General features: G+C 52.4%; 15 protein-coding genes. 8 read left to right on the forward strand and 7 right to left on the reverse strand.

All coding sequences use genetic code 11. From position 1 onward, the window contains the following. The first annotated feature begins 3 nt into the window (after nt 1-3). The 6 genes from ACFOUO_RS03080 (at nt 4) to ACFOUO_RS03105 (ending at nt 11587) form a co-directional block, all read left to right on the forward strand. Nucleotides 4-1434 carry a YheC/YheD family endospore coat-associated protein gene (locus ACFOUO_RS03080; protein ID WP_380702042.1) on the forward strand — a complete coding sequence of 477 codons (1431 nt, stop codon included), beginning with the start codon at nt 4-6 and terminating at the stop codon, nt 1432-1434. Further along, on the forward strand, nt 1431-2552 hold the full coding sequence (locus ACFOUO_RS03085; protein ID WP_380702044.1) for a YheC/YheD family endospore coat-associated protein: 1122 nt from the start codon (nt 1431-1433) through the stop codon (nt 2550-2552). The genes ACFOUO_RS03080 and ACFOUO_RS03085 overlap by 4 nt, the downstream gene beginning before the upstream one ends. Beyond that, a complete protein-coding gene (locus tag ACFOUO_RS03090) occupies nt 2549-3931 on the forward strand; it encodes a YheC/YheD family endospore coat-associated protein (protein ID WP_380702046.1) in 1383 nt (460 codons plus the stop codon). The genes ACFOUO_RS03085 and ACFOUO_RS03090 overlap by 4 nt, the downstream gene beginning before the upstream one ends. Before the next feature lie 16 nt (nt 3932-3947). Next, the gene (locus tag ACFOUO_RS03095) at nt 3948-5270 is read left to right on the forward strand and encodes a YheC/YheD family endospore coat-associated protein (protein WP_380702048.1); all 1323 of its coding nucleotides are present in this window, start codon (nt 3948-3950) and stop codon (nt 5268-5270) included. A 3-nt stretch (nt 5271-5273) separates the two neighbouring features. Next, nucleotides 5274-5741, forward strand: a complete 468-nt coding sequence (locus ACFOUO_RS03100) for a GNAT family N-acetyltransferase (protein ID WP_380702050.1) — start codon at nt 5274-5276, stop codon at nt 5739-5741. Nucleotides 5742-9427: 3686 nt separating this feature from the next. Then, a complete protein-coding gene (locus ACFOUO_RS03105) occupies nt 9428-11587 on the forward strand; it encodes a WIAG-tail domain (protein WP_380703227.1) in 2160 nt (719 codons plus the stop codon). Nucleotides 11588-11728: 141 nt separating this feature from the next. On the opposite strand, the gene ACFOUO_RS03110 is transcribed toward ACFOUO_RS03105, so the two are convergent. Both ACFOUO_RS03110 and ACFOUO_RS03115 read right to left on the reverse strand, forming a co-directional pair. Further along, nucleotides 11729-12316 carry a beta-class carbonic anhydrase gene (locus ACFOUO_RS03110; RefSeq protein ID WP_380702052.1) on the reverse strand — a complete coding sequence of 196 codons (588 nt, stop codon included), beginning with the start codon at nt 12314-12316 and terminating at the stop codon, nt 11729-11731. 112 nt (nt 12317-12428) lie between these two features. Further along, nucleotides 12429-13838: a SpoVR family protein gene (locus tag ACFOUO_RS03115; RefSeq protein WP_380702054.1), complete on the reverse strand. Its 1410-nt coding sequence runs from the start codon at nt 13836-13838 to the stop codon at nt 12429-12431. A gap of 317 nt (nt 13839-14155) precedes the next feature. Here ACFOUO_RS03115 and ACFOUO_RS03120 point away from each other — a divergent pair, with 317 nt between their 5' ends. Then, nucleotides 14156-14821 (forward strand): DUF4309 domain-containing protein, encoded by a 666-nt coding sequence (locus ACFOUO_RS03120; RefSeq protein WP_380702056.1) that lies wholly within the window; start codon nt 14156-14158, stop codon nt 14819-14821. A gap of 47 nt (nt 14822-14868) precedes the next feature. Here the strand turns inward: ACFOUO_RS03120 and ACFOUO_RS03125 are convergent, their stop codons facing one another. From ACFOUO_RS03125 to ACFOUO_RS03135, 3 genes are all read right to left on the reverse strand, one after another. Next, nucleotides 14869-15507, reverse strand: a complete 639-nt coding sequence (locus ACFOUO_RS03125) for an SDR family oxidoreductase (protein WP_380702058.1) — start codon at nt 15505-15507, stop codon at nt 14869-14871. 252 nt (nt 15508-15759) lie between these two features. Then, complete coding sequence (locus ACFOUO_RS03130) at nt 15760-16071, reverse strand: DMT family transporter (RefSeq protein ID WP_380702060.1); 312 nt, start codon at nt 16069-16071, stop codon at nt 15760-15762. A gap of 53 nt (nt 16072-16124) precedes the next feature. Then, the gene (locus ACFOUO_RS03135) at nt 16125-16691 is read right to left on the reverse strand and encodes a TetR/AcrR family transcriptional regulator (protein WP_380702062.1); all 567 of its coding nucleotides are present in this window, start codon (nt 16689-16691) and stop codon (nt 16125-16127) included. 279 nt (nt 16692-16970) lie between these two features. On the opposite strand from ACFOUO_RS03135, the gene fni reads away from it, so the two are divergent. Further along, on the forward strand, nt 16971-18011 hold the full coding sequence (gene fni / locus ACFOUO_RS03140) for a type 2 isopentenyl-diphosphate Delta-isomerase (protein ID WP_380702064.1): 1041 nt from the start codon (nt 16971-16973) through the stop codon (nt 18009-18011). Nucleotides 18012-18027: 16 nt separating this feature from the next. On the opposite strand, the gene ACFOUO_RS03145 is transcribed toward fni, so the two are convergent. Together ACFOUO_RS03145 and ACFOUO_RS03150 are read right to left on the reverse strand one after the other, a co-directional pair. Then, nucleotides 18028-18165, reverse strand: a complete 138-nt coding sequence (locus ACFOUO_RS03145; RefSeq protein WP_380702066.1) for a hypothetical protein — start codon at nt 18163-18165, stop codon at nt 18028-18030. Between the two features lie 149 nt (nt 18166-18314). Continuing rightward, on the reverse strand, nt 18315-21005 hold the full coding sequence (locus ACFOUO_RS03150; RefSeq protein WP_380702068.1) for a S8 family serine peptidase: 2691 nt from the start codon (nt 21003-21005) through the stop codon (nt 18315-18317). Between the last annotated feature and the right edge of the window lie 210 nt (nt 21006-21215).

Genomic DNA, 21215 nt, shown 5'->3' on the forward strand with positions numbered 1-21215 from the left:
GACATGGGGTATGCACGCATTGTAATCCAGATCGTATCCGAACGATACTTTCCCCACCAAACGAACATGATCATGAGCCAATCTCTCGCCAGCCGGTTGAACCTTCCCCGACGCCCCGTGTGGGTCACCTTCGGTTCCGCTTCGGACCCCGCCCTGATCACCCTGATCCAGAACCATACCCCGCTTGTTCGGGTGAGTTCCCGGCTGGCTGAACGGCTCAAGATCACCGGTCAAAAAACGCTAAATGCCCGCTATGACCCCTCCGCCCGCTGTCTCATGTTGGGCCCTTTTCTCGGTATCCTGATGAATCGAGATGTAGAAGGACGCGACACCCAGTTGTTCGGGGTAATGACCCGTTTTATGGAAGAGTGCGCTCAAGCAGCAGCCTCCCGCGGAGTCTATCTCACCGTTTTCCCTCCCGAAGGGATCGACTTATCCTCCAAGACCATCCGAGGCTGGACTTGGGGAGCGAATCGATGGCAATCCAGCCAATCACCCCTTCCCGACGTGGTCTACAACCGGCTCACATCTCGACGTCTGGAGAGGGGAACCGTTCTGCAACAGAAACTGAATGAACTGAAAACGACCCACCATGTAGATTTATTTAACGAAACCTTTCTCGATAAGCAACAGATGTACGACACGTTATCGAAAAATGAACAAATAGCGAAGATGCTGCCAGATACTCAACCCTGGCACATTTCCCGTCTGAAACCGATGGTGGAACAATACCGAACCGTCTTCCTTAAACCGACAAACGGTAGCCTCGGGCAAGGAATTATCCGGGTCACTCTACAGGACGGCAAATGGATCTGTCAGTACTCTGAGGCAACAGGCACCGTGACTCGCATCTTTCCTCAGTACCGGGAGGCCCTCCGACGGATCTCTCGGAAAACGGCGGGTTCCCGTTACATCATCCAAAGAGGACTCAATTTGGTCACCTTGGACGACCGTTCTGTCGATTTTCGCGTCCTGGTACAAAAAAACGCTACTGGAGTTTGGTCGGTTACTTCCACCGTCGCCCGGGTCGCCAACGATTCTCATATCGTCTCCAACCTGGCCCGGGGAGGAACCCTTCGAAAAGCCGGAGAAGTACTGGCCTCCATCCATACCGTCGGGATTAAACCCGATCTGCGCACCATGCAGAATACTGCCCTTACCATCGCCCGAACCTTCGAAGAATTGGCCCAGGGACATTTCGCCGAACTGGGGATCGATCTAGTCGTAGATAAACGGGGACATCTATGGTTGATTGAACTCAACTCCAAGCCCTCCAAGACCGATGACACGGTCACCCGACCCACCTTGGCCTTGCGTCCCTCTGTGGTCCGTCTGATCGACTATGTGATTTTCTGCACCGACTGGGCTCCTTACATCCATATCCGGCAGCCCAGGCGCCCTCAGCAAAAGCCTTTCAGGAGGAAACCGAGATGAACGGCCCGAGCCAAAATCTGTTGGGCGTCATCGTCTGCCGGTCGAAGAGGGTGACGCCCCCTTTCCAGGAGGCCGGCTACTTTAAGCAACTCGCCCGGGAAGGAAAGCCTCTTGGAATCGAGGTGATCGTCTTTTGCCCGATGGATGTCGACTGGTCCAAACAACAAGTAATCGCCTGGAAGTACAATGCAAAGGCTGGTCAATGGATCCAGGGCCGGTTCCCCTTGCCTCCCTTGATCTATGACCGCTGCTATTATACGGACAGCCGACATTATCTCACCTATAAACCCCACGTCGTCCGATTGGCCAATCACCCCCGTGTCCAGCTTCTGGGGCGCCCCCTCGGAGGCAAACTAACAACACAGGAGATGTTGAGCAAAAACCCCATCCTTCGTCCCTACCTCCCTCCGATGCTCAAATTCTCCTCCCCCACTGACGTCCAGGAAGCCCTTCATCGGTTCGGCACCGTCTTGATCAAACCGAACGGGGGCAGCCATGGGAGGGGAGTGGCCGCGATTTGGCCGGATGGGGACACCTTCCGCCTGAAAGGGCGCTCTCTATCCAACCAAACCTTTCGCTACCGATTGAAGAGCAAATCCGCTCTTACGGATTGGATCAATCATTTTGTCGGGTCGACACGGTATGTGATTCAGCCGTGCTTGGCATTAACTACGGTCGATGGACACCCCTTTGACCTGCGGATACTGGTACAAAAAGATGGAAGGGGTAATTGGGTAACCACGGGCATGGCGATCCGATCCGGCGCTCCGAACACCCTGACATCCAACCTGCATGGCGGTGGAAAAGCGGAGAAGGCGGTTCCTTTTATCCAGCGCCATTTCCCAAAACCGCTGGCAGAGGAGATACTTACCAAGGTCCAACGGCTGGCCCTCGAGGTACCCAGACAAATCGAACGGGAGCACGGACGCCTCCTCGAACTGGGACTGGACATCGGCATCGACCGCAAAGGCCGCGTTTGGCTCCTGGAAGCCAACTCAAAGCCCGGTCGTTCCGTTTTCCTCCGAACCGGGGAAAAGGAGATCCGCCGTCAATCCGTTAAACAACCAATGCTCTATGCACATACCCTGTTTCAAGGACTTAAAGGAGGGTCTGTATGAATTCCAACATCTGCCGTCTTTATGCACTCACTTCCGCCGCTCCACCCCAGGCGGTAATGATCGCCCAGGCCCTGATGAAGGAATGGGGTTGTCAGCAAGGCCAATCGATCAAATTATCTGTAGGCAACAAAACCCTCATCACGCGAATGATCGGTGTAAAAAAGAAAGAACCGGCAATCTACCTTCCCCGTGAAATCGTTCGGCAACTCTCTATCCCCCACTTCGGGGAAATCAGGGTTTCTTACCGCCAGAAGGAACTCCGTATGGGCCCCGTTATCGCCATCTTGACCACGGGCTTCACCGGTTCACCTTCCACTCCTTTCGGAGGCCGTACCAACCTGTTCCGAAACTTTTTGACGGCTGGCCGGGAGGATAAGCCCTTTTTTTACGTTTTTACCCCGGAGATGGTGGATTGGAACACCCGTGTGGTCTCCGGCTGGTTCTATCTAAAGGATTCCGCCGGTCAATGGCGTTGGGTCCGCCGCTTCTCTCCCCTTCCGGACGTCGTTTACGAACGGGTGCCCAACCGGAAATCGGAGTCCCTGCCCCAAGTTCAGGCCTGCCGTTCCCGTTTAACCAACTGGGCCCGTTGCCAAATTTTCAACCAAGGATTCTTCAATAAGTGGTCGATCCACGAAAAACTATTCACTCATGAGCTCACGTCGGAAAATATCCCCGAAACCTACCATGCTCCCGATGTTCAGATCATCCAGCAGATGGTCGACCGGCATCAGATGGTCTATCTAAAACCGAGCGGTGGAAGCCTGGGACTGGGAATTTTTCGCATCACCCGTCATCCCCAAGGCGGTTATTTCTGTCGATTCCGCGACGGAGAAAAAAACGTGTTGCGCCGTTTTCAATCCCTCGTCACGTTGTTAAAACATCATTTTGGTCCGCAGATGACAACTTTGAAACGCTACTTGGTACAGCAGGGAATCCGCCTGATTAAAATTAACGGTCGGCCCGTCGATTTCCGCGTCCATATGCATAAAGACCGAACCGGTGCCTGGAAGGTGGTGGGAATCGGTGCCAAAGTGGCTGGTTTAGGAAGTGTCACCACCCACGGCCGAACCGGCGGTTCCCTCCTCTCTACATCAGAACTCCTCTCTCGATCCTTTCCGGGGCAGGAGGCAATCATGGAAAACAAGATCGCCGACGCCTCCATCCGAGTCGCGACTGCCCTAGAAAACGAGGTAGAAGGCCCCTTGGGGGAGTTGGGGTTGGACATCGGGGTGGATCGGTACCGACGGGTATGGCTCTTTGAAGTCAACTCCAAACCCGGTCGTCATATCTTCCTCCACCCGACACTGAAAGACGCGGATCGGCTTTCTGCCCGCTGCATCACCGAATACAGCCTGAAACTGGCACAATTTCTCTAAGAGAGGAGTCGTTCGGATGACTCAACCTCAATCGGGTTGGCTCGCCCTCCAAAAGGGGGCTTCCACCCTTACTTTCATTCCCCATCCACGGTTCCGACCGGATAAGCTGCCCGATAAGCTTTCGGTGACTCTGGGCATGAGTATGAGGAAGGAGCTTCGTGTCCGACAGATGCAGATGGCTCCGGGGTCCCCTCGGATAATGCCTACCCGTTTGATGCAGACCGAAGACGGGAGGTGGAAAGCGGGTCCGTTTATCGCTATCCTTACTTCTTCCGGTTCGGGTTCTTTCCACGGGAACCGGTCCAACTTCAGTGACATCATTCGGATGGGACGCCGGATGGGGGTGATGGTTTTCGTTGTCACACCCGAAGGGTTCCGCGCCAACTCCCCCACAGTGCGAGGATGGCTCCTCGACTCCCGCAAATTACGGCAGCGATGGGTTCATGCAGTTCTCCCCATGCCCCATGTGGTTTACAATCGGATTCCCACCCGGAAAGCGGAACAACAGCCAGCGGTGGAGAGCACCCTCCAACATTTATTGCATTCTTCCCAGATTCACCTTTTCAATCCGGGCTTTTTCGATAAATGGACCCTTCACCTCTACCTGGAACGCTCCCCTGAGCTCCGCTCCCTGTTGCCTGAAACCTGCTTATGGAATGATCCGGAGCGATTCCGACAGATGGCTGAAACCCACAAAATCCTTTATCTCAAACCAGTCAACGATAAGGCGGGGAACGGGATGATCCGGATTCGGCGCCTGCAAAAGGGATATGAAGTAATTCACCAGAAGATTCAAGATGTACGACACTATAGATATGCTGACTGGAAAGAACTCCTCCGGCAACTTCCCCTGCTGACCAGTGGCCGCAAGTACGTGGTTCAACAGGCTATTTCACTTGCCTGTTTCCAGGAGCGCCCCTTCGATTTACGTCTTCTGGTACAAAAAGACGGTCAGGGAAAGTGGAGAAAAACAGGACTGGGAATTCGAGTGGCCGGCAAGGACGCCATCAGCACGCATGTCCCGATGGGGGGATCCATCGCCGATGCCGATCAAGTAATCGGAACCTTATTCAGTTCCCGCTCTTCCGAAGTGATGAAAATCATCGAAGAAACCGGGATTCGAATCGCCGCCCACATCGAAGAGCAGGTAGGGAAAAACCTTGGGGAGATGTCGATGGATCTGGGTTTGGAACAGGATGGACGACTCTGGTTTTTTGAAGCGAACGCTAAGCCGATGAAGTTTGACGAACCGGATATTCGGCAACTCTCGTTGAAACGACTGCTCCAATACTGCCTGTTTCTCAGCGGTTTCCAGGCACCTGCACGGAAAGAGGTGTAACGGTTGGAAATCCGCACCCTCACTCCTAAACAACTTCACCGTATTCGTCCAAAGCTGGTTCGCTTCTCAAGGAATTACGGAGATCGACGTATCACTCACCGGGCCATTCGCTGGCTGAGGGATCTCCACTCGGACCCTTTTCCTGAAGGCACCTTACTTGCAGCTGCAACAGAAGGAAAACGACTGACGGGTTTTATCTTGTTTGGTAAGTTCGGCCTGGAGGAAGCTTATATTGTGGTTCACCCTAAATTTCGCAATCAACGAGTGGGCGAAACTCTCTTAGAACATGCCATTGGCAAGCTGGGGAAAGTATACACACGCGTAGCCTGCGACAACATCCCCAGTCTCAAACTTTGCTTTTCTATGGGCTTACAGGCCTTCCACCTTACGACTGGCCCCACGGGTAAGCCTACCCTCTGCCTCGGAGGAGGAAACTGGGAAGCCTCTGAGTTTTTCACCCACATTCAATAATCTTCGAATAAAGGGAGCCCCCGAAAGGGGCTCCAGGCCATTTTTAACGGACAACCTGGTGCCCTCTTATCAACTTCTGCTTTTCACCCTCTAATAAAAGGAGGGTCTTTTTTCATCTTGGCAGAGAAACCGCCCAGATTTTCACCGGGCGGTATCCGCATTCATCCCTAGTGAATATACCTATACGGAGGAAAAACAGGCAGAAAGGACTGAAAGGGATGAGACGGAAAAGGAAACAATCCGGCCAGAAAAGGGAACGGCTCCCGCGTCAAGACGTCCTGGATGACGAATGGGCCCTGGAAAACATTATCCGGGATGAAATGAACGAATTAAAACGGACCACACATCGGGAAGATCAAACGTCTCCCCGTCCTTTGGAGCAGGTTAAGAAAGAAGAGACGGATCAGACAATCGAGGCTAATTCCCACCTTCCGCTTTCCGACGTTGAACCTTCTTCTGTACCGACACCCCCGCCTTTCCAACCCGATTCTGAAAAGGATAGCCCCAGGGTCTCCCAACCCATGCAAAAAACATCGGACGATAACTTGCCTTCCGAAATAAAACAGGTCAAAAAAAATCGTTCACGGGTGGATAACGGGAAACCATTCATTTATACAACAGACTTGCTGGACGGATCTGTCACCCATGATAAACTCGCGAAAAACTCAGTAGACCATGCCAATATCCGTTTCGGAGCGGTTTCTCACGACCATCTGCAAGATCAATCCGTGGATGAAGCCAAGCTGGCTAATGAGGCGGTTCACTCCTGGAAAATCGCCCAAAAAGCCGTCAAAGCCCACCACCTCTCCCCTGATTCCGTCGGAACAGAGCACATTCAACGGGAAAGCATCCGAGCCGAACATCTTGGAGAACTGTCTATTAAGGGCGAACAACTCGCTTATTACAGCATTGACGGAACCAAAATTAAAGATCAAGCCATCCAGGCCCACCATATTGCCCCCAACCACATTCAGGGCGACCATATTGCAGACCAAACGATCACCTCGGAAAAGATACAGAACGGTTCGATACACACCGATCAGCTCGCCAACCAGTCCGTAGATCAAGCGAAAATCGCTGAGGAAGCTGTGGCTTCGGAAAACCTGCAACCAGAAGCCGTCACATCACAAAAGATCGCCCCCCAAGCCATCGAGGGCCTTCACCTGGCCAATGAAGCCATCGAGACGAAGCACCTTTCAGAACAATCCGTAACACGGGAAAAACTGGCTCCTGGATCCGTAGACGGCCATATCATTCAACCCGAGACCATTCAGGAATTTCACTTGCGGCCCAATTCCATCTGTACCGATCACCTGACAGAACGAAGCATCACAGGGAATAAAATCGAGACCAATACCTTGGACTCACGCGTTCTGAAAGACCAATCGATCCAATCTCAACATTTAAGTGGTGGTTTGATCGAGGAAAACCATTTAGCCGATGAAGCCGTCACCAGCTCCAAAATCGCCCCCGGCTCCATTAAAGCCCACATGCTGACCGAAAAATCGATTAACACCGAACACTTGGCCTATGAATCGATACAGGGTCAGCACTTGGCCCCCGATTCCATCAGTCAATCTCATATCCAAAAAGGCTCGATTGAAGGAAGCCATTTAGCTGATTCCGCCATCACCGGAGAAAAACTGGCTGACCGTTCCATTACCTCATCCAAGATTACACCGGAATCCATCTCGACCGACAAATTGAGTGACCTATCGGTTACAGAAAACAAACTAGCGAACGAAGCCGTGACCAAGAATAAAATCGCCCCATCCTCTATCGAGTCCTATCACTTAGGTTTTTTTCAATTAGAGGCTGCCTATTTGGCCGACAGCTCCATAACCGGTGAAAAATTAACGAAAAACAGCATTGACTCTGAGCATATCAAGGATCAATCCATTCAAGCTCGACATCTGGATCCGGGCAGTATCAGCACCCATTCCCTTGCCGACGAAGCGGTCACCGCGGATAAAATCCAGATGGAAGCCATCGGCACCGACCATTTGCGTTCCCAGTCCGTCAGAGGGAAACACCTGGCCGATGGCAGTGTGAGCACCAGCCATCTCCAGGACGAATCCATTCACTCCGATCACCTTCAACCGGGTGTCGTCGATTTCATCCATCTGCAACCCGGATGCGTTGGTTCTGAGGCTTTGAGCGATCACGCCGTTACTGCCGATAAAATCCAACCGGAATCCATCCATTCTTCCCATCTTTGTGCCGAATCGATTGCAGAAGAGCACCTAACCGATGGCAGCGTGAACGCCAACCACCTTCAGGAAGATTCCATCCACTCCAACCACCTGCAAGAAGGTGCAGTCGATGCCCGTCATCTCCAGATCGGCTCCGTCAGGCCAGACGCGCTCGCCGATCAATCCGTCACTGCCGATAAAATCGGGACAGAGTCTATCGATGCCGACCATCTTCGTCCCGGGGCCGTCAGGGAGGCACATCTCGCCGAAAACAGCATCCGTTCCACCCACCTCCAGACTGGATCTGTCAACGGGGAACATCTGGCTAACCGCTCCATCACCACATCTAAAATCATGGCGGAATCCATCTCGACCGACAAGCTGATTGACCTTTCCATCACCGAAAGCAAGCTGGCAGATGAAGCCGTTACAGAAGATAAAATCGCCCCCGGTTCCATCCAGGCCCATCATCTAGGGCTTGCTCAGGTGAAAGCCGACCACCTGGACGGAGGCGCTGTATCCAGTGACCAGTTGGCGGAAGATTGCATCGATTCTCATCATCTCCGACCCGGTTCTGTCGATACCGAAGCCCTTGCCGACAAAGCGGTGACCGCGGATAAAATCCAGACGGAGTCGATCCGGAGCGACCATCTTGACACCGGATCCATCGCAGAAAGGCACCTAGGCGAAAACAGTGTAAATGCCAACCATATTCAGGCCGGTTCCGTCCACACCGACCACCTTCAGGAAAGCGCGGTCGACTCCCGGCACCTTCAGCCTGAGTCCATTCACACTGATCATCTGGCCAACCACTCCATCACCGCATCCAAAATTACGCCGGAATCCATCTCGACCGACAAGCTGATCGATTTATCCATCACGGAAGACAAACTGGCGAAGGAAGCCGTCACAGAAGATAAAATCGCTCCCGGTTCCATCCAGGGCCATCATCTGGGGCTTTCTCAAGTACAAACCAGTCATTTGGGTGACGGCGTGGTATCCAGTGACAAACTGACAGAAAACTGCATCGGTTACCGGCACCTCCGGCCCGGTTCCGTCGATACCGAAACCCTAGCTGACAATGCGGTCACCGCGGATAAACTCCGGACAGAGTCGATCCGAGCCGACCACCTTTGTAACGGGTCTATCGGAGTGCGACACCTAGGCGAAAACAGCGTAAACGCCAGCCACCTTCAGGAGGGTTCCATCAACTCCCGACACCTCCAGCACGGTTCCGTCGATACCGAAACCCTTGTTGACAATGCGGTTACCGCGGATAAAATCGGGGCAGAGTCGATCCGTGCCAACCACCTTAGTGCCGGATCTATCGAAGATCGGCATCTGAGCAAAAACAGTGTAAACGCCAGCCACATCCAGGAAGGGTCTGTCCACACCCATCACCTCCAAGAAGGATCCGTCGGCTCCCGACACCTTCAACCTGAATCCATCCACCGAGAACATCTGGCCGATCGTTCTATCACCACATCCAAAATCATGTCGGAATCGGTCTCTACCGACAAATTGATCGACTTTTCCATCACAGGAAACAAATTGGCCAAGGAAGCCGTCACAGAAGATAAAATCGCTCCCGGTTCCATCCAGGGCCATCATCTGGGGCTTTCTCAAGTACAAACCAGTCATTTGGGTGACGGCGTGGTATCCAGTGACAAACTGACAGAAAACTGCATCGGTTACCGGCACCTCCGGCCCGGTTCCGTCGATACCGAAACCCTAGCTGACAATGCGGTCACCGCGGATAAACTCCGGACAGAGTCGATCCGAGCCGACCACCTTAGCAGCGGATCCGTTGGAGAAAGTCACCTGAGCGAAAACAGCGTAAACGCCAGCCACCTCCAGGAAGGATCCATCGGCACCCGACACCTCCGGCTCGGTTCCATCAATACCGAAACCCTGGCTGACAATTCGGTCACCGCAGATAAACTCCGAACAGAGTCGATCCGAGCCGACCACCTTTGCGCCAGATCCGTTGGAGAAAGTCATCTGAGTGAAAACAGCGTGAATACCCTCCATCTTCGGAAAGGATCCATTAACTCCCAACACCTTCAGCATGAATCCATCACCGGCGATCATCTGGTCAACAACTCCATCAGCGGATCCAAAATTACACCGGAGTCTATCTCCACCGACAAACTGATCGATCTGTCCGTCACGGGAAACAAACTGGCGAAGGAAGCCGTCACAGAAGATAAAATCGCTCCCGGTTCCATCCAGGGCCATCATCTGGGGGTTTCTCAAGTACAAACCAGTCATTTGGGTGACGGCGTGGTATCCAGTGACAAACTGACAGAAAACTGCATCGGTTACCGGCACCTCCGGCCCGGTTCCGTCGATACCGAAACCCTAGCTGACAATGCGGTCACCGCGGATAAACTCCGGACAGAGTCGATCCGAGCCAACCACCTTAGCAGCGGATCCGTTGGAGAAAGTCACCTGAGCGAAAACAGCGTAAACGCCAGCCACCTCCAGGAAGGATCCATCGGCACCCGACACCTCCGGCTCGGTTCCATCAATACCGAAACCCTGGCTGACAATTCGGTCACCGCAGATAAACTCCGAACAGAGTCGATCCGAGCCGACCACCTTTGCGCCAGATCCGTTGGAGAAAGTCATCTGAGTGAAAACAGCGTGAATACCCTCCATCTTCGGAAAGGATCCATTAACTCCCAACACCTTCAGCATGAATCCATCACCGGCGATCATCTGGTCAACAACTCCATCAGCGGATCCAAAATTACACCGGAGTCTATCTCCACCGACAAACTGATCGATCTGTCCGTCACGGGAAACAAACTGGCGAAGGAAGCCGTCACAGAAGATAAAATCGCTCCCGGTTCCATCCAGGCTCATCATCTGGGGCTTTCTCAAGTGCAAACCAGTCATTTGGGTGACGGCGTGGTATCCAGTGACAAACTGACAGAAAACTGCATCGGCTCCCGGCACCTTCGAACAGGTTCCGTCGATACTGAAACTCTGGCTGACCATGCGGTCACCGGAAATAAAATCGAGTCGGAATCGATCCGGACCGACCATTTGTGCTCGAAATCCGTCGAGGAGAAACATCTCGCCAAAGGAAGCGTGAACGCCAAGCATATTCAAGCCCACTCCATTCAGTCCGAACACCTGGAACAAGGGATTGTCAGCACACGACATCTCCGGGCTGGTGCTGTCGATCGCTTTGCCATCGAGGAAGGGGCCATCAATGGCGAAAAGATCAGTAACGGCTCAATTACTTCTGACCACCTTCGCCCAGCTTCCATCCAGGAAGAACATCTGATCGACGGCTCCGTCACTTCCGGCAAAATCCGAGACGGTCATATCGGTCCCGAAAAACTATCCTTCCAGGTACCCGCTGTCTTCTCCGGCAACCTACCCTTCACGATCTCAAAAAACGGTGAAACCGAAGTAACGGTCTCGCTGCCCTCCTCCTTCCCTTCTCCAGGGTACGGAGTAGTGGCCATGACCAACCATCCTCTGTGTAACGCCAGCCTGAAGGAGTTAGAGGACCAATCCTTTACTTTGACCATCCGCAGTTTTTCGAACACCGATGAAGAAATTTCAGGCGTGTTGTTCTGGATTGCCTCGGGCTCTCAAATTCCTTCTCGACCACCAACCGAAACTGCAAAGACCCCCTAAATGGCCTCTGCACCTATGACCAATGGTCCGAATCGGTGTCAGAGGAGGGAAATCAGGAGAATATGAATTGATTAGCACCTACAGAAACCCTACAAAAAAAGGGCACCGTATTTTGACCGGTGCCCTTTTTCATATTCTTTATCAGGTCGTTACTTTCGGCTCCTCCTGTGACCCGTACCCTTCCGTCACCAGATCCAGCTTTCCTGTACTCGGGTCGATCACCAGCCCATGAACCGGCAGGTTCGCCGGCAGGAGAGGGTGTTTTCGGATCATCTCCGCACTGGCCTTCACGCTCTCTTCTACGGAATGGAAACCTTGAAGCCACTCGGTCAAATTGACACCGGCCCGTTCCAGGGTATCCAGAGTCGTCTCCGAGATCCCCCGCTCCACCATCTTCCGCAGGGTTTCCTCAGGCTGGATGCCGGCCATCCCGCATCCGTGGTGGCCCACCACGCACACCTCTTCCGCTCCCAGTTCATAAACGGCTACGATCAGACTGCGCATGATACTGCCAAAGGGGTGGGATACCACAGCTCCGGCATTCTTGATTATCTTGGTATCCCCGTTCCGTACATTCATCGCTTTGGGCAACAGCTCTGTCAGCCGTGTATCCATACAGGAGAGAATGACCAGTTTTTTATCGGGGAACTTGGTCGTCTGATAAGGCTTATACTCCTGATTTTCCACAAAGGTACGATTATGGTCCAAAATTTCATGCAAGAGGCGCATGGTGTAATCCCTCCTATCGCTTTTTCACCATTGTAAACAAATTGAACGCTCCTGACCAGAACGCCTCCACAGGCATACCTTGATGGACGACTCTCCGGGCTTGGTACTCCAGTCAAAGAAACCGGCGGTTGCACTTTTTGCCATTGTAAGTGAAGAGGACCGGTTTCCCCTCGATGACGGTTTCCATGTGGATGGGGCGACCCCACAAATCATGGACATGGGGCATGGTCTTCTCGATGTATTTTACATCCAGTTCGATACCTTCATAGCGATGTTCCAAATAGAGTTCACCATTGCTCAGATAGTCCCCGTTGACGACGACGATGGTTGGATGACCGCCGTTGACCCGGGAGGAGATCAGCTGCTCCCGGACGTTTTTCCAGTTCTTATCGGACACCGTCCACTCGTTTCCCGTACGGTGAAAGATATAAAGGTCCAGGTCTTCCACCAGCTCTTTCGTCAGGTAGTTACGTAAAAAGGACGTATCCATATCCATTTCCCGAACCTCAAACATCTTTTCCCGGCCCTTGCCGGGTTCACGCCCCAACTTCTCTCGTTCCTCTTTCCTCGGGTGATCCCAGCGCTTTTCGATGTCTTCGAAAATCTTCAATCCGAGAAAATAGGGATTGATGGAGGTTTGAGAAGGCTGGATGACTGAAGCGTTTAATTTGGCGAATTCCAGGGTTTCCTCTTCGGTCAGCTCCATCTCCCGCAAGATCCGGATATGCCAGTAGGAAGCCCAGCCCTCATTCATGATTTTGGTTTCCATCTGGGGCCAGAAGTAAAGCATTTCCTCCCGGAGCACCGTCATAATGTCCTGTTGCCAGCTCTCCAGCACTCGGCTGTGGTTCATGAGGAAAAGGAGCAGATCCTTCTCTGGGGATTCCGGGAATTTCACCCGCTTGAACTTTTCCTTTTTCTGCGCTTCTTTCGTCTTTCGGTCCAAACGCCACAGGTCATCATAGGGGGTGGTTCGTTTGGAAGGCCCCTCCTTCTCCTCTTCCTCCCGTCTCCTGGGTCGCTTTTTCAGACTCGGATCCACATGTTCCTGGATCGCTAGGACACTGTCCAAAAAACTCTCCACACGATCCTTCCCGTATTCCAGCTCATACTGGCGGATCCGTTCCGCACTGGCAGCCATGCTTTCCACCATGTCCCGGGAAGTGTTGGAGAAGCGGATATTGTTTTTAAAAAAATCACAGTGCGCTAGCACATGGGCAGCGATCAATTTGTTCTGGATCAGGCTATTCCCCTTAAGCAAAAAAGCATAACAAGGGTTAGAGTTGATCACCAGCTCATAAATTCGGCTCAAGTTTAGATCATACTGAAGCTTCATCCGGTGAAACGCCTTCCCAAAACTCCAATGGGAAAACCGCGTCGGCATTCCATAAGCACCAAAGGTATAAATAATGTCTGGGGGGCAGATTTCATACCGCATCGGGTAGAAATCAAGGCCGAACCCCTCCGCGATTTCCGTAATTTCCGCGATCGAACGTTCCAATTCCCTTTGATGACCCGTCAACCCTATCTCCCCCTCACCCCATCTGCTTCTGTTATCAGCATACGCGGCAGAGGTGGAAACATTGTACGAAATCGGACAAAAGGAAAAAGCGAACTTTCATCGCATTTTCCTTCACCCCCCGCTTTCCACAGTTCTATGTAAGAAACAAAGGAAATTATTCGCCCATAACCCGGTTTCATACGATCTTATTCCCGATAAAAGGGGACATTTCACACTTAAAAGCAACCTTTTTATATCCTCTTTATCCCTTATAATAAATAATAGCTTCAGCAATTGGAGTTTGATCTGACTCCAAAACCTAATTGAGGAGGATGATCATGGATCGAAAAGCCAAGTTTTTGCCTGTCAGTGTGTTATCCCTTAGCCTTTTGCTCGGGGCGGGAACCTTCACCGCTCCAACGCAAGCGGATGCGGCACAAGCCTATGCAACCGCTAAAGCCGTGACAGCATCGGCAAAAGCGTCGACCGGCCATTCAGCCGTGGCAAAAACAACCCAGAAGTCGCACAACGAAGTGGTCGATGAAGCCGTGAAATTGGCACGTAAAGGAAAAGTGCGAGGATCGGAATTTGTCGTCGGGAAAACCTTGATTGACGAAGTGTATGAAAAATGGGGAGACCCAAACTATCCCGCTGAGCCCGATTTCCCCTACGATCGATATATACCGGGGATGATGCATGGAGAGTTTTTCGTTGCGGCCGGCCGGGGAGATGTCGTTTATGACATTCAGGTTACCGGCCCTCAGGCGGTAGACCATCCTCTGCAAGAGGTGACCAAGGCGGAACTCATCAAGCAGCTGGGGAAACCGAACAAAGTCACAAAAGATCCCTTTACTGGAGAGAAAGTCCTCACTTACCACCCTTACAAAGATAAAAAACCCGGCAAATACGAGCTGAGATTCATTCTTTCGAAAAAAGATAACAAACATGTCAGCCGTGTTTCCGTCTACTCCCCGGAAGCAGCTAAGCCGATGGGTGCCGATTAATCCAAGTATAAAAAAACGATCCCCCTAGCGGGATCGTTTTTTCTGGCTTAAAGTTCCTGCAACGCCTGGTCGATAGGCGTTCCACCAGAAAGAATTTCAAAGACTTTCCCTACGGTATTGGCCTCATCGAGACAAGCGATCAAGGTGTTGGCAACGTCCGCCCGCGGTATACTGCCGGAACGGTCCTCGATCCGACCAGCGGCAATTGTACCGACAGCCGGATCGTCAGAAAGAGCCCCCGGTCGAACGATCGTATAAGAAAGCTTACTCTGCATCAGATGATCATCGGCTTGAGCCTTTGCCTCCAGAAAGGGGCGGAGCTTTTCTGGAGCATAAGCAGGATCGTCGGCACCGAGCGAACTCAGCATGATGAAACGATTGACCCCGTGCTTGATCGCCTCGTCAACGGATTTGACCGCCCCCAGATGATCCACCTGTTCGGTCTTGTCAAGCCCGGTATGACTACCAGAACCAGCTGCGAAGATGACGGCGTTCACTCCCTCATAGGCATGGGGGATATCGTTTTCCAAATCGGCGACGACCGTTTCAGCTCCCATCTCTTCCAAGGAGGGGATTTGTTTGGGCTCCCGCACCATCGCCCGAACCCGGTGTTGCCCGCCTTTTACCAATCCTTGAACTACGAGTTTCCCCGTCTTTCCGTTGGCTCCGATCACCAGTACATTCATCCTATCCGCTCCTTTTCGAAAACGGTCTTTCGGGTCTCCTATACTTTTGACTTTCCGTTCTTGCCTTAAACCTCCACCGGAAGATAGACCTGTCTCCCCTGACATCGGCCCAGAATACAAAACCGCCTCTCCCTTGATCCTTTCGGTCGCGGGTAGAGGCGGTTTTACCTATCAGGTTCTTTCTGCTTGCGATTGTCATCCCGAAAACTTCGGTCGATGTCGATAACGGTTTTCCTCCTTGTTTTTAGGCTTTCAAGCCAATTTTAAACCGACGACCCCGGCAATGATCAGTCCCAGAGAGACAAGTTTGGCCCCGTTGACCGGTTCCTGGAACCAGAAGATCCCGGCTACGGTGACCAGGGCAGTCCCCACCCCAGCCCAGATAGCGTAGGACAAGCTAAGATCCAGTCCCTTGACAGCCACGGTCAGACAGGTGAAACTCGTCCCGTAGAAGAGGACCATCATCACTGCGAACAATGGCCGGGTGAACCCCTCGGAAAATTTCATCGAGATGGTTCCGGCCACTTCGAGGACAATCGCGAGGATAAGGAATACCCAACCCATCGAGATCCCTCCTTTTCTCACGACTGCCGCCTCTTTCCGCGAAAAAAGCCCCCTCACAGGGACCCTTTTGCCTTGCGTTGGATGAGAAAGTCCCGGATCAGGGCTGATTGCCCTTCCAGGGAAGTACGTCCTCCATCCAGATAACGCTGGATAACCAGTCCGTTCATCATGACCAGGATAAACCGGGCGATCTCCGGATCTTCTGTCCCTAATAAACGCGCGATTCCCTCCTCATACTCAATGAGGGCTTCCCGGGGACCCGGTTCCGCTTCAGGGGTAATGTTCCGGTAATAATCCATCCAGATGAACACCTGGTTAAGAAAGGATGACTCACGTTCCTCGATAAATCGGAGCAGTGCATCGATCCGGGCATCCAGGGTCTCGGCGTCTTTTAGGGCCGTTTCCGCGTCGAAGAGGTCCTGGCAGGTAATTACCTCCACCAATTGGTGAAAAAGGTCCTCTTTGCTGGAAAAGTAATGGTACAAAGTACCCGTCGATACATCGAGGGCATCGGCGATCTTTCGCATGGAAAGGGCACCGTACCCCTCGCGTGCGAACAACTCCAGACACTGACTAAGCAGTTCCTCACGATACTCATCGTGATCGATGACCTTAGGCATGTTTATATTATAACAAACGTTCGATATAAAATACAACGGGTTTTTACACTTGGAAGGCAAACTGAATGAATCGGCCAGTGGACAAACCTTCCTATTTGATGCGATGATATAGAATGAAGATTGTCAAGGGCGACGGCTCCGGGTGATTTCGAAGATCCGTGTGGATGCATCAAGAAAGTCTTATCCCACCAGACTAAGTGATGGATAAAAAGAGCCCACATGGCCCGACGGAGGATCGGACAACGAACAGGAATTCGATACATAGAAAGGATTACGCCTATGGATAGGGAGAACCGGACAGAGAAACGAAAATCAGAGCACATCGACATCGTCCTTAACCGAGAAGTGACGGGAAAACGAATCACTACCGGCTTCGAGAGATACCGATTCCGCCATGAAGCGCTGCCGGAGATATCCTTCTCCCAGATCTCCCTCAAAACCACGTTCCTAGGAAAACCACAGCGAACTCCCTTCCTTATCAGCTCGATGACTGGGGGAACAAAACGGGCCCGGCTCATCAACTTCCATCTGGCGGAGGCCGCGCAAGCCCGGGGATGGGCCATGGGTCTTGGCTCGATGCGTGCAGCTCTGGAACACCCGGAGATCGCTGATACCTTCCAGGTCCGACGCTATGCTCCAGACATTCCCCTGTTCACAAACCTGGGCGCCGTGCAGCTCAATTACGGATACGGCACCGACCACTGTAAACGGATCGTCGAATTGGCAGAGGCAGACGGTCTGATTCTTCATCTGAACAGCATGCAGGAGGTCTTCCAACCCGAGGGAGACACGGATTTCCGTCATCTCTTTCGCCGCATCGAGGATGTTTGTCGTACCCTGGGTGTCCCAGTAGGCGTCAAGGAAGTAGGGTGGGGCATCCACGGCGAGTTGGCCCGACGTCTTTACGAGGCGGGGGTGGCTTTTGTCGATGTGGCTGGAGCCGGAGGTACCTCCTGGAGCCAAGTGGAAAAGTTCCGTTCCCGGGACGAACTCGCCACCGCCGCTGCTGAAGCCTTCACCGACTGGGGATTACCCACCGCTGATTGCATCTTGGACGTCCGGCGGCATGCCCCCGATTCTCCCCTGATCGCTAGCGGAGGGGTGATGCATGGTGTCGATGGAGCTAAAGCCCTTGCCCTTGGTGCTGACATGGCCGGTTTTGGCCGATCTCTTCTTCAGGCGGCTGACTCGGATTCACCGGAAGCGATCGCTCGTCAGCTGGAACGCATTGAACGGGAGTTCCAAATTGCCATGTTTGGCATCGGTGTTTCCCAGATCGACGAGTTAAAAGGGACGGAACGAATGATTCGGATTGAGTAGAAGCGACACCGAACCCTCAATGGACCCGTTTACGAAGCCCTTGATGATCCCAATGACAGACAGTACGGCTTTTCCCTCGAAAGCGACGAGTCGCTTTTCCTTTTTTCACCACGGCTATAGAGCCTTTCCCTTTTATCGGCTTCACCTTGCTCAAGAAACATCTCCCCTTTTTCTAGGATACTTTTTTGTATGCATTACAATCTTCCAGAGTGTAATGCAGGTATCCTAACCGGCCAAGCCCTGTACAAAACTAGGCGATGAAATAAAAAGAGCCGCTCCCTTTTTGGGGAACGGCTTTTCTTATTATTTGACGGTTACTTTGATCTCCTTCTTCCTTTCATTTCCTGCCGCGTCAACGGCTTTGATTTGGAGAGTGTGGGTTCCTTTTTTCAAGGCTCCCTTTTTGAAGGAGTAGGTGAAATTGAGATTGTTTTCCCATTCATATTGACCCATCACGGGGATACGGGTCCAGGTCTTGCTTTTGGATCCTTTCTTCTTCCAGCTTAACATGACGGGATCTGAACCAAACACGAACCAATAGGCGGAGGGTTCAAGAAGCAAATCTTTTAAGTTTCCTTTGATCGTCCGGTTGCTAAACTTCGTTTTCATCCGCAACTTGGGTGCAGAACGATCCAAGACAACTGGAAACGATTCCCCATATTCCTCTCCCCGGTGAACAGCGTAGAGATCCAGGTAATACGGGCCATCGGGGAGGGATTTGTTTTGCTCGTTTTTCCCTTCCCATGTTCGGGTGATCAGCCCTTCTTTCGGCTGTTTTTCACTATGGAGCACGGATTGATCGCCGAGTTCCCCATCCAAGGTCAAGCGGGTCGCGTACAAATTGAGAGACTGAGGGACCGTCGGCAGATACCAGGAAAGGAGGGCTTGATCCTTCACCTTATCTCCGTTGGGTGAGAAGACCAGCGGGTTGACCGAAAAACCACTCACCAGCGGGTACCCTTTCGGGTCAATCATCACGGTAAAGGGCAGCTTCAACGCCTTTCCGCCATCCTTCAGACGAACCACCCCGGTATAGATTCCCCTGGGTAAGTTGGTATCCACATGCATTTCCAGCTTCATTTCCGCTGTACTGCGCCCTTTCACCCGGAACGACGCAGGGGCGTTGAGGTTGATCCTGCTCTTGCCGTTATACAGTTCTACTTCCGTTCGATAGGTTTTCGTTTTTTTGGACAGGTTTTTCACTTCCGCCAGGCGTGTGACTTCCACTTTCCCTGATTTCGGCTCCAACTTTCCAAAGCTGAGGTTGGAAGGGACGATCAGGGTTTGCGTGTCAATCGCCTTCGGGATATCAATGCGCCCGGAACCCTGAGTCATTACCGGGTAGGGCTTCCCGTTTCTTTTATGCATGGTGACAGCGGTATTAGCCAAGGCCGCCTTCACTTCCCGAACGTTCCAATTCGGATGGGATTGTTTAACGAGGGCAGCGGCTCCCGCCACATGGGGCGAAGCCATACTGGTTCCGCTGTAGGAGTCGTATTTTCCTCCCGGAACCGTGCTGGTAATGTTCACTCCCGGAGCTGATACATCCGGCTTGACCATCCAGGAGCCCGCCACGGGTCCTTCAGAGGTAAAGGATGCCATCATCTCCTGTTTGTTCAATTCGAAAGTCCCTATCTTTTTACCGCTGTGGATTAAGTTTTTCAGCCAACGGCCGTTTTTAGAGGAAGTTGCCGCTGTTGGTGCAAAAGGACCTTTCCCTTCCAGCCATTCGTCTTCAAAACCTCCGAATACAATCAGCCCAGCAGCGCCAGCGACATGGGCATTATGCGCCTTGTAGCTGAGTTGGTTACCACCGCGGCGAGCAACAGCGATCTTCCCTTTGACATCTTTCCCTTTGTAATCCGACGCATTACCGAAACCGACATCCACCAGTTCCATCGCGCCGGCAGGGAAAGCGGGGGAACCCTCGATGGCGGTCAGTCGGATAATCTTCTCCTCACCTGTCATCTTCAGGTCTGGATTGGTCATCTTTTTTGTCGAAGCCCCCACAGAGATTGCTTCCCGAGAAGAAGCCGGGGTTCCTAGCGTCCATTCTCCCGGCCCGTCATTCCCATTAGCCACTACCGGGATCGTACCTTGAAGAGCCGCTACGTCCATAGCGATGGAAAGTGGATCCTCCGGCGAATTAATGGCGGCGCCAAGAGAGAGGTTCATCACTTGGGCACCGTCTTTAACCGCTTTTTCCACCCCGGCCAGGATATCATCAAAGTACCCACTCCCCGTATCATCCAGTACACGGTAAGCCAGAATGGAAGCACCAGGAGCGACACCCTTGATCTTTCCATTGGCCGCTACCGTACCGGCCACATGGGTACCATGGCCGTTACCGTCTTGAGGTGTGGCATCCTTGTCCACAAAGTCGTACCCTCCGACCACTTTCCCCTTTAGGTCCGGATGTTTCCCGTCCACACCCGTATCCACTACTGCCACTTTGATCCCTTTACCGGTCACACGGTTTCCGGCGGAGTCTTTCTTCTTCCACGCTTCGGGGGCGCCTACCAACGAGGCGCTCTCCTTCATATTGGCCTTATAACGAGTATTGGGCCAGATTTTTTTCACTCCAGGAAGTTCCGCTAGCTTTTTCACGTCCTGCCCTTTCAGATGGGCGGAAAAGCCGGAAAAGACCGTCCCATACCGATATTCGGTCCGCAAACCTGGAACCTTTTCCTTAGCTTCCTTTATCACTTGCGCCCGTTCATCCACTAGTTGCTTTCGGTCTGCACTAGTGAAACTCTTCATCCCTGACCCTTTCACCGCTGCGGCAGGGGGCGTGGCCAACTCTACCACGACAGAAGCCCGTTTCTCTCCCGTTTTTGGAACCCCTTTAGCAATCTTCGCCTGCATAAACTTCTCCAGCCTCTGCTCCACCTTGGCTGGAACTTTTTTTTCCGCATTGGCCGGTTGGCCTGCCGCCGCGCCCAGGGAACCTGCTACCAAGGCAAACGACAGTGCCATCGCACTAACTCTTCTCACTCCAACTCCCCCTGTCTCTTTCTTAAAATTGGAGATACACTAAAAGAATTCGTGCCGAATTTCCAATATCCTCCTGATGCAACCCATTTATTTATCAGCCATAAAAAATTTTCTAATGTTATTTTTTATTGGGAAAATAGACACTTAGAGGGCTTTGACCCCTTTATCGCCAAGTGATATTCTGAATGATATGAGAATAATGGAAATCCT

The organism is Salinithrix halophila, assembly GCF_042650125.1.
Classification (GTDB): Bacteria; Bacillota; Bacilli; order Thermoactinomycetales; family DSM-45169; genus Salinithrix; species Salinithrix halophila.